Source organism: Paenibacillus sp. FSL H7-0331, from assembly GCF_001956045.1.
In genome coordinates this window covers 34,729-45,107 of the sequence record NZ_MRTH01000052.1, presented here as the reverse complement: position 1 = coordinate 45,107, position 10,379 = coordinate 34,729, and the positions used below count along the sequence as shown (strand labels likewise).

Genomic DNA, 10,379 nt, shown 5'->3' with positions numbered 1-10,379 from the left:
CGTTAATGTTGTATAATATAGGTAACTAATTATAGAACGGATGGTGTTCTTCGTGCTGCGTTCTAACCGAGAAAAACAACAAGTGTATGAATTTGTTTCCATAGAAGATTTGGTTCCCCAAGATCATTTGCTTCGCAAAGTAGATACCTATATCAATTTTTCCTTTATCGATGAAAAAGTTCGGCCATTGTACTGTGCGGATAACGGACGTCCTGCCATTGATCCCGTCATCTTATTTAAAATGATTTTTCTCGGTTACTTTTACGGGATTCGTTCCGAACGTCAATTGGAACGAGAAATCCAGACGAATATGGCCTACCGTTGGTTTTTAGGATTGGGGTTGACCGACAAGGTCCCTGACCATACCACAATAAGCTGGAATCGGCGAACTCGTTTCAAAGATACGAACATCTTTCAGGATATTTTTGATGAAATCGTCCTGCAAGCCATTTCACATCGAATGATCGGTGGGCGTGTTCTGGTTTCCGACTCTACACATGTCAAGGCCAATGCTAACAAACACCAATATACGAAACAACAAGTGCTGCAGAATACCAAAGATTACGTGGACGAGCTCAATGCCGCCGTAGTGGAAGACCGGAAAGAGAATGGAAAAAAGCTCTAAAACCCAGAGAGGATGTGAACGAGGAGAAAGAAATTAAAGTGAGCAAAACGGACCCCGATAGCGGATATATGATTCGGGACGGCAAACCGGAAGGTTTCTTTTATTTGGATCACCGCACCGTAGATACTAAATACAATCTCATTACCGATGTGCATGTGACACCCGGAAATGTCCATGATTCGGTGCCGTATTTGTCGCGCTTGGATCGTCAGCAAGAACGTTTTGGATTTAAAGTCGAAGCTGTTGCGTTGGATTCGGGTTATTTAACCACACCCATTTGCCGAGGACTACAAAGCCGGAAAATTTTTGCAGTCATTGCCCACCGGCGATTTCATCCCAAGCAAGGTTTGTTTCCAAAATGGAAGTTTGCGTTTGATGTAGAACGAAATCTCTATATTTGTCCGACAGGCTACGAATTGAACTACCGAACCACAGATCGCAAGGGGTACCGGCAATATGCTTCCGATCCGCTGCATTGCAAGAGCTGCCCACTGTTAAACCAATGTACACATTCCCGAAACCACCGGAAGGTGGTAACCCGACATGTCTGGGAAGACAGCAAGGAGTGGGTACGGAATAACCGATTGAGCAAATCAGGCAAACAGTTATACCGCAAACGAAAAGAGACGATAGAGCGAAGCTTCGCGGATGCTAAAGAGCTCCATGGGTTTCGCTATTGCCGTTTGCGCGGACTGGCCAACGTCAGAGAACAGGCACTGATGACCGCAGCCGTGCAGAACATGAAGAAGATGGCGATCCATCTGGATCGCCTGAAAAGACGGGGGTAGCGCCCTCGATTTCTCGATTTGATACGTGCAAAACAAAAAGAGAAACCCGGTATTTTTAAAATGTCCGGGTTTCTCGACAAGCTGAGCATCTTGATTAAAGATGCTTTTTTTTTGAGTATAAGGGGTGGGGGCTTAAAACCAACAATTATCAAGTATAATGACGCGTCAAATGGTACAATAGGAATAAAAAGGGAATAGGAGCATATATCATTTTGGAATACTTCACAGATGAAATATGGACTCGAATGAATCCTTGGAGCGTTGAAGATCATGAACAGGTCTGTCTTCAAAGTTATTTAGTGATTAGCTGCAATATGATTGGATGGCACAAAGCACAAAGATCAACAAAATAATAATTTTTAAAACAAATGTGAGGTACATGGAATAGATGAACATCGAAAGCTTGTTAACTAAACTGAAAGCCATTCCTGATTGTGTTGTTCATTCACCAAGTGGACTTCCTATTTTAGAAGAAGGATTTCTATTGCCTTCTGATCTGACTGATTTTTATAAGTTTTGTGGAGGAGTAAACCTTTTTACAAAAGGTGATTATTCGATTTCCATTGTTTCTCCCAGTGATTTTGTATTAGCTAATCAAGTTATTGTTGGTGAAAAATGCGAAGATGATATTTCATCTACGTGGTATACCATTGCAAAAGATGATAATGGAGATTATCTGACCATAGACCTACAAATCGAAAGATTAGGGAAATGCTATGATAGTTTTTGGGATAGACATGGCGTGATAGGCGATTGCCCAGTTATAGCAAATTCGTTTATAGATTTACTTAAGCAGCTTATAGAGAATGATGGAAATAGGTGGTACTGGCTAGAAAATGATTTTGTTTCATTAGGCGATGCTTATGATGTTGTTGTTTAAGAACGTACATGACAGCACGATTTTACTTAAAGGTGGAAGATAATTGAACTTATTTGAACAAGGCGATGAACTGTATGCCAATGGACTATATCAGGAAGCATACGAAAAATTTGAGTTAGCTTATGTTAATGATGAAGAAAACGAATCTGATTTCCTTAATTATATGGCGTGTTGCCAAATACAATTAGGTAATTCACAACAGGCAATAGAGCTGTTGGACAAAGCATTAAACATAAGCCCTACATGGGAAAGATTTTTGTTTAATAAAGGCCGTGCCTACTTGATACTTGGTAATATTACGGAAGCCTCTACTTGTTTTAACAGGGCAATAATGGCAAACCCCAATAGTGAAGATGCTCATTTTTATCTTGGAGTTTATTACGAAAAGATAAAGGACTATGAGCAAGCAATTAATTTTTACCAAAAGTCATTAGAAATTAATGATGAACAAGCTGAAGCCCATTTGAATTTAGGGAGGATGTATTGGAAATTAGAGGATATAGGGAAAGCCCTAAGAGAGTTTGACTTGGCATATCAGAACGATAATGAGTGTTTTGATGCGTTGTGGAACAAAGGATTAGTGTTATGCTCGTTAAAGCAATTTGACAAAGCTATCCCTTGCTTTCAAAAACTTTATGAATATAACCCAAATAATACAGAAAACATGAATGAAATTGCATATGCTTACTTTATGTTGAAGGATTACCAAAATGCTCTTAAGTGGCTTAATAAGATTTTGGAGATTGACCCAAATAACCAGAGGGTTTCAGAGGGAGTAAAAGCGATTGGTAAACGCTTAAATGAGAGTAGTTGATGTTACAACATCAACATAAAAGGTGGGAAGATATGAGTGAAAAATATACTTGTCCTTGTTGTGGCTATAAGACACTAGATGAACAACCACCTGGGACTGATTTAATTTGTGAAATATGCTTTTGGCATGATGATTAGTACAATTTCATGATCCTGACTACGAAGGTGGATCAAATGAAGTATCACTAAGAAAAGGACAAAGATATTTCTTAGAATTTGGGGCATGTAAGGGACGATGTAAAGAATTTGTTAGGATTCCATCTGAAATAGGTGAACGTGATCTGAGTTGGATACCACTACTAGATAAAGAATGAATGAAAGAAAGAGTTTATTAAGAAGATAGGATTGGATGATTAAATGGAACATTTATTATGGAAGTCTATAATGGTCAACGGCTCTATCATAAAGTTTTGGCGACAAAGTATATTGGAGAACTACATTGAAACCATAAGTAAAGAAGGATTCGATTTATACCACTTTGATTGTGAATGTTGGGATAGAAACACTTGTCTAAAGGAATTAGGTGAGACTTTAGGATTTCCAGATTATTATGGAATGAACTTAGCTGCCTTCAATGATTGCCTTTCAGATATTGTTCCTGATAATGAAGGTATGGTTTTAATATTTAAGAACTTCGATAAATTTAATGAAAGATGTAAGGACACAGCTTACCATGTATTAGGCATTATTCAAGATAATTCGTGGAGATTGCTCGTAGGGAATCGAAAAAAGTTAATTGCTTTTATACATTCTCATGACCCCAAGATGAATATTAAATCATTGGGAGCCTTGCCTGTACTTTGGAATAATGAGGAATGGCTTGATAAAAGCAGAGGGATTTAAAGAAAGTGCGATTTTAATTTAAGCGGGAGTTAAGAATATGCCTATCTTTACATACTTTATGAATCAATATCGAGATGTACTTCAATTGTCATTTACAGACCTCATTAAGTTATTTGACGAAATGGAAACTGTCGAAACAATAAAGAAACTACTTAAGGAGGTTGCAGTAATTGAGCAAAATCTAAAGAAGGAGGATTGGGAAATGGAGCAGTCTGTTGCTATTTTATGTAGTAAATACAGTAAGAGGTATATTAAAAAAGTTGTTCAAACTATACACGGAGAGCTGAAAGTAAATGAGCAATTTGATATTTCCTAAAAATGCGAATTTAGAAATTAATAAAGGAGGGAAGATCATTTGTCAAGTGATTATGTGATAATAGAACGTAAACCTACCCTTCAAGAATATCAATCCTTATGTATAGATGTAGGTTGGAAAGAGTTTATGAACTTTGATGTGGCTGAACAATCTATAGCAAATTCTTTGTATGGTGTGGTTGTTGAATGTGAAAATGAAATAATAGGTATGGGGCGTATTGTTGGAGATGGATTTATATATTTCTATCTTCAAGACATAGTGGTAATATCGAAACACCAGAAAAAAGGTATAGGAAAAAAAATCATGAATCATCTTATGGATTATATAAATAACAATGCACCAGATAAGTCATTTGTGGCATTTTTTCTTCAAATGAGGCTATATCTTTGTACAAACAATATGGGTTTAAGCAATATTCTGAATTAACAGGGATGTTTCGTGTCACTCCCATAGAATAAAGGCGATTTGTAATATAAATAAACTTAAATAAGGAGTTTTTTTTGATAAAGCCACCTGAGAAACTTGATGGAGCAAAAGTTATAGCATATACATCTAATGATGAATCCAATAATTTTGGCATTGTTCATTATGAAGAAGAAGATGGAGTTACATACGATGTAGTTATTACTGGGTTAGCGGTAGCAAATTATGATGCTGACAATAGATATTATGTATTCTCATGTGATAGTGAATGGAACGTAATAAGTGATACCTTACATGAATCATTGAAACAAGCTATTGGATATGCTGAAAGTTCTTACCGTGTTATTCCAAGCCTATGGAAGTACCCTGTCAGTGAAGGAAATATGTCCTATTCATTTGAGGAATTAGTGCGAGACTTATACAATGGACATGAGTTTCACTTCAAATACTTGGGCAAGGAATATTCAATTAGTCATAACAGTAGAGGTACGTATTTATCGGAGTTCAATGGTGATTATCAATCTCTCACAGATCATATTGAATTGCTTCAAAAGGGAATGATTGATGGTAAACACTTAAAAGACATTTGGAATGATGTTGAGGTTACAATAATTTTCTGAATGAACATGTAGTGGTAACCTGCATGATTTATTGCTCCAATCTTTACAAGGTTTCTATGCACAAGCTTTAAACTATATTCCAATTTCAAATATACCAGAATTGGGGTCTTTAAGTGTGATACTGACCGCGGATTTAGTCAAAATAGAAGTAAAGAATGTCAGTGCAGTTAGTGATCCTTCTTTAAAAGGGTATGGTGCTATGAGAGATCATTGCCATGACTTCACTGCATCTTTTGTCGGTGGTAAGGCATACGGGCTTATAGGGGAATGTGGATCTGGTGGCTGGACACTCTCATATATTTTGGCTGGACGTAACATTCATGGATATCAAGGAGAAATAAACTTCAATGGAAAGATATTGAGTAAAACTGATTTAGCTGAGTTGGGCTGGTATATAGGTGAAGGAATAAATAAAAATAGATGGTTTACCTTTAAGATACCATCAATTATCAAGCAATTAAAGAGTGGGCAGAATGACCAAATAGATCGTTTGATAGAACGATTCCAGCTATCACCTTCAAGATTAGACAGGAATATTGAAATGATAAGTAATGAAAGATGGAATGCTTCTGCAGCCATTGGTCTGGCTCATGGTAAGTTAGTTTTTGGCTATCCTTGGCTCAATCCTGGTTTGATCAATACCTACTTATATGAACGGATTAAGTTGATCAATGAAGTACTTAAAGAAGCAGGAGCAATTGTTCTTTTACCAACGAGCAGACTTGATGTCATACAGGGACTTGTTGATGAAACGATAGAGATCATACACCCAGATGAAAAGATAATTCGTAATGTATAGAGTCTCTTGGAATCACAGGGCGATTAACCATCGTGTTGTGGTTTCTTGTTGCTCATTTGCCTTGCCGCTGGTTAGGAATTGTAGAGGTTACTGATAACATTCACGCATAACCAATATATAAATTTAAATTAATAACTCTTGGTCAACAAACAATCGAGGACTTACTGCGGAGTTAATGTTGAAATTATATCTGCGTCAGCATAAACCATGGATTTGGTAAAAATCTGAGTGAAGGTGATGTATATGTACTTCCAAATCAAATGGCATTTATTTTTGAGAGTGAAAAATGAAATTAAAGCTGACAAGCTGCTCAAGCAATTTGAAAATGCAACCCGCCTGCAAATTAAAGAAAAGACCTATGGGAGATTAGAGGATAAATCATTATTTGAAGCAAAATTTGTAACAGAATATATAGATCATTTAGAAATTAGTCAAGCCGTATTGACAACATTACTACTAGTTAATTCAATTGGGACATGCTGGACTGTATATAGCCCTAAAGAAGGCAAAGATCCTTGGACAAATGAAATTGTATGGTCTTTCGAGGGGATAAGTAACAGCTCCAAAATTACAGGTATAACATGGGGGCAATTCGTTCTCCAGACGAATACTAAGTTAGAATATGGCTGGAATTATTAATATTGGGTGGGTGCTTATGTTTGAATTGCGTAAGGTTTTGGAAGAAATTCAAGTGCCATTGTCATATTTCATAGAAAAGTTAAGTTTAAAAGAAGAAGAAGTATTTATCCTTATGGATTCAAATGATAGTGAAGCGCAAATGGAACTTTACTTTCAATTCATAACAGCAGTAAACGATGATGATCTATTGCCGCGGCTAGTAGAGTTCTTTACTAACTATGTAGAAGAAAAGTCGGAATTAGTAGCATTCATTACTAACATTTTAAAGTTTAGAAGCAACAATAGTCCTCGGAGAATGATTAATAGTGTCGAGCGATTAGTATCCCTTGCAGACGATATGGATGTCATACGCAAAGGGAAGCATTCTTTAAAGATATTCTACTTTGTTGTATGTATAGAAACCTTATATTCATTGGCTGACATAGAAATGAATAGCAAATCAATGATAATTATTGACTTTTTCAATACATATATCGAAGAGGCAGATGCCCAGTTTATTATAGATAATATTAGAAGAAGTCTTGGTGATGATAGGTATAAATTTAACGAAACTGTAGGTGAATACAAACAAACCAACAACGATAGATGGAACACGGAAATAAATATGGAAATATTCGCAAGGGTAATAAACGAATTACGAAACATATTTGCACACGAAGGCGATTATTGGGGATTCCATTTTACAGATAGCGATACAGCGATGTTAAATACAATAACTGTGGCTGAGAACCAGAGGGAAGTAAAACTAAAAAGGGATGGGAAATTAAATGGGTTGAGAAGGGTATACGAAGTAAAATTAACGTATGAACAGTTTAAAGCGATTTGTGTAAGAGGATTCTTGAATTTTATTAATACATATTTCAAATCAATATCTTCTTAACTAATGTTGATCGTGAGCGGCAGGGATAGTGAACGTAAATCGCAAAATAAAAATTATGGAATCAGAGCGGTTTCTTACACTTAACAAATTAATTTAATGTGGAACTTCGCACTAGATTCCAGTTTGAAGTATCAACGTCTTTTGGCGCTCGTTGCGACTACTCTCCCATTCTTTGAATAGCTACCCAATTGATTTTAAAAAAGGAGTCAGACATCTACACAAAATATGGAACTTGTATAAATACATCCGAGCATATAGTTTTTGTTTTGGAAGGAGTTTATAAATATCTGGATAAATTTAACACTAAGCTATTAGGGGGAAATTATTTTGAGCAAAATTAAAAATTTGAAATTAGTTTCATATGGATTTATTTTAGGAGCGATGTTCTTTGGAGGTATCTCCTATGCAGCATCAGAAGCTGTGAGATTGGATGCTTATTATGGTGTCAAAATATTTCTGAATGGGATTGATAAAACACCAACTGAAAATAAACCTTTTATTGTTGATGGAAGTACATATGTCTCTTTGCGTGCAGTTGCTGATCTCCTTGGCGTACCTATTAATTGGGACGGTGATTACAGCGTGGTTCAACTTGGAAAAAGAATAGAAGGAACCGACTTCTAGAATTTATTATTTATTGGGAGGCACTCTTGCTCGCCTTTCAAAAGGTGGGGTTTCCATATTTGAAATATTTCAAATAAAACTGGTATGTTTCGAAATAACATGCTAGTATACTGGAAACCAATCGAAGGGTGAGAGTCAAATGGGAGAGATACGGAACTTTGGCTATATACGTGTTTCAACGAAAGAGCAAAATGAAGCAAGACAAATTGAAGCATTGAAAGGTTTAGACATTCAAGAACGTGATCTTTACATAGACAAGCAAAGCGGTAATGATTTTGACCGACCAAATACCAAGCATTAAAGTTGGTTTTGAGAAAAGGCGATATACTTTTTATTAAAGAACTGGATAGATTGGGAAGAAATGCGGAAGAGATAAAAAAAGAATGGAAGCAAGTTACTTAAGATATTGGAGCAAACATCGTGATCTTGGATATGCCGATTCTAGATACCAGGCAATACAAGAATGGATTGGAAAAGGTAATATCCACAATTGTATTAGAATTATTGTCGTATATGGCTGAAAGAGAAAAGGAAAAAATCAATAGAAGGCAAATGGAAGGAATAGCCACCGCTAAGGCGAGCGGAGTTAAGTTTGGTAGACCAAAACGTGAAATTAGCAATGAGTTTATTGTTGTTTAAAGGAATGGAAAACTGGAAGTATTACCGCGGTAGAGGCAATGCGTAGAGCTGATATGAAACCTAATACTGTTTTATAGAAGAACAAACGAATATGAGCAGGAGAGAGCATCCCGATATAACGGATGCTTTTTTTATTTTAGGCTCTTTTCTTAAAGTTTGTTACTCTTAAACAAGAGTTGTTATATATAGTAACAAACTTATTCATGCAAAAAGCCAACACTTTACAACGATAAAAACTTTCAAACAAGAAAATAAGCTCGTATGCTTATGAAAGCCATTCTAAAAACTCAAGTCGATTTCCAAAAGGATCGTTCAAATAAAAGCGTTTTACACCTTCATCAGCTCGCGCCTCATCATCAATCACTTGGATATTTTTTTGAAGTAAATATTCACGCAATGAATCAACATTTTGTACGTGAAAAGCTGGGTGAGCTTTTGTAGCGGGAACAAAGTCTTTTTGTACTCCGATGTGTACTTGATGGGTGCCGCATTGGAACCAAACGCCACCACGTTTTTTTAGAGTTTCAGGTTTTGGAATCTCCGTCCAACCCAATAAATTATTGAAAAAATTCCGAGCCTCTGTTTCGCATCCTTCTGGGGCTGCCAGTTGTACGTGGTCAAGACCATAGAAATTGTAAGTCATATAATCCCTCCCCCCTTTTTTTTGTTTCGTATAATGAAACTTCGTTTCATAATATAGTTCCATTTTATAGTAAATCTCAATAAAAATCCAGTTCTTTTTACTCTAACTGAAAGCAACAATATTTAAGGAAATAGACTTATTATATAGGGGAAAGGGGGATGGGTTATTACTATGTAGCAAAAGAGTATATTGTAGCAGGGTATAGGCACTGCAAATCGCCGCGCTGTATTTTGAAAAGAACGATAATATTATCAACTACAGCGATACGCCAAATGGTACAATAGGTATAAAAAGGGAATTGATATGGATATATGAACCAGTGGTCTCTGATCCATCATTGGAGCATATTTGGATCGAGCAAATTATTATACTCGGGGTGTTGATTGCTTGAAATTAATCTTTTTAGATATCGATGGGGTATTAGTAACATCTAACTCTTTAATACCAAGTGACAAGTATTTTGGACATACATTTGACCCAAACTGCGTTCGAAAATTTATTGAAATCCTTACAGCGACTAAAGCGAAAATAGTCATTTCTTCATCTTGGAGAGAAGGCAGGACCTTAACTCAATTACAATCTATATTTAGAGCTAATGGTCTAGAGGATTGTGTAATTGGAGTGACACCTTCGTTCAACGATGAAACAATCAGAGGAATTGAAATACAGACATACTTGGACGCTTTTGATGATCTCGAAGGATTCGTTATTATTGACGATGAGGAAGAGATGGGTGAATTGGAACCTTTCCTTGTGGTAACTGATTTTAGAACTGGAATAACGGAAAGCGTAAAAGATGATGTAATAAACAGATTAATGATGAACAAACAATGAACGAAGGAAAGAT

General features: G+C 36.2%; 12 protein-coding genes and 3 pseudogenes. 14 read left to right on the top strand and 1 reads right to left on the bottom strand.

From position 1 onward, the window contains the following. Positions 1-40: 40 nt before the first annotated feature. From BK127_RS42780 to BK127_RS37685, 13 genes and pseudogenes are all read left to right on the top strand, one after another. Positions 41-1,413 (top strand): IS1182 family transposase gene (locus BK127_RS42780; RefSeq protein WP_144026679.1). Its coding sequence is split into 2 segments (ribosomal slippage): positions 41-620 and positions 620-1,413, totalling 1,374 coding nucleotides; the frame shifts between segments, so codons are not numbered across the junction. A gap of 388 nt (positions 1,414-1,801) precedes the next feature. Then, complete coding sequence (locus tag BK127_RS37740) at positions 1,802-2,293, top strand: SMI1/KNR4 family protein (protein WP_076237836.1); 492 nt, start codon at positions 1,802-1,804, stop codon at positions 2,291-2,293. Between the two features lie 43 nt (positions 2,294-2,336). After that, positions 2,337-3,107, top strand: a complete 771-nt coding sequence (locus tag BK127_RS37735; protein ID WP_076237835.1) for a tetratricopeptide repeat protein — start codon at positions 2,337-2,339, stop codon at positions 3,105-3,107. A 32-nt stretch (positions 3,108-3,139) separates the two neighbouring features. After that, a pseudogene (locus BK127_RS37730) lies at positions 3,140-3,420 on the top strand (CPCC family cysteine-rich protein). A 43-nt stretch (positions 3,421-3,463) separates the two neighbouring features. After that, the gene (locus BK127_RS37725) at positions 3,464-3,949 is read left to right on the top strand and encodes a barstar family protein (protein ID WP_256711615.1); all 486 of its coding nucleotides are present in this window, start codon (positions 3,464-3,466) and stop codon (positions 3,947-3,949) included. A 58-nt stretch (positions 3,950-4,007) separates the two neighbouring features. Then, positions 4,008-4,265 carry a hypothetical protein gene (locus BK127_RS37720; RefSeq protein ID WP_179097746.1) on the top strand — a complete coding sequence of 86 codons (258 nt, stop codon included), beginning with the start codon at positions 4,008-4,010 and terminating at the stop codon, positions 4,263-4,265. A 54-nt stretch (positions 4,266-4,319) separates the two neighbouring features. Next, positions 4,320-4,723 (top strand): annotated as a pseudogene (locus BK127_RS37715) (GNAT family N-acetyltransferase). Between the two features lie 42 nt (positions 4,724-4,765). Beyond that, positions 4,766-5,308 (top strand): hypothetical protein, encoded by a 543-nt coding sequence (locus BK127_RS42775; protein WP_083689886.1) that lies wholly within the window; start codon positions 4,766-4,768, stop codon positions 5,306-5,308. A 31-nt stretch (positions 5,309-5,339) separates the two neighbouring features. Further along, positions 5,340-6,107, top strand: a complete 768-nt coding sequence (locus BK127_RS37705; protein ID WP_179097745.1) for a P-loop NTPase family protein — start codon at positions 5,340-5,342, stop codon at positions 6,105-6,107. Positions 6,108-6,350: 243 nt separating this feature from the next. Further along, a complete protein-coding gene (locus BK127_RS37700) occupies positions 6,351-6,746 on the top strand; it encodes a hypothetical protein (protein WP_076237832.1) in 396 nt (131 codons plus the stop codon). Next, on the top strand, positions 6,730-7,626 hold the full coding sequence (locus BK127_RS37695) for a hypothetical protein (RefSeq protein WP_076237831.1): 897 nt from the start codon (positions 6,730-6,732) through the stop codon (positions 7,624-7,626). Before BK127_RS37700 ends, BK127_RS37695 begins: the two co-directional genes overlap by 17 nt. 327 nt (positions 7,627-7,953) lie before the next feature. Beyond that, positions 7,954-8,250 carry a stalk domain-containing protein gene (locus tag BK127_RS37690; protein WP_076237830.1) on the top strand — a complete coding sequence of 99 codons (297 nt, stop codon included), beginning with the start codon at positions 7,954-7,956 and terminating at the stop codon, positions 8,248-8,250. Between the two features lie 139 nt (positions 8,251-8,389). Then, positions 8,390-9,042 (top strand): annotated as a pseudogene (locus BK127_RS37685) (recombinase family protein). Between the two features lie 112 nt (positions 9,043-9,154). Here the strand turns inward: BK127_RS37685 and BK127_RS37680 are convergent. Further along, positions 9,155-9,532, bottom strand: a complete 378-nt coding sequence (locus BK127_RS37680) for a VOC family protein (protein ID WP_076237829.1) — start codon at positions 9,530-9,532, stop codon at positions 9,155-9,157. Between the two features lie 387 nt (positions 9,533-9,919). Here BK127_RS37680 and BK127_RS37675 point away from each other — a divergent pair, with 387 nt between their 5' ends. Continuing rightward, positions 9,920-10,366 carry an HAD domain-containing protein gene (locus BK127_RS37675; protein WP_076237828.1) on the top strand — a complete coding sequence of 149 codons (447 nt, stop codon included), beginning with the start codon at positions 9,920-9,922 and terminating at the stop codon, positions 10,364-10,366. Positions 10,367-10,379: the final 13 nt, after the last annotated feature.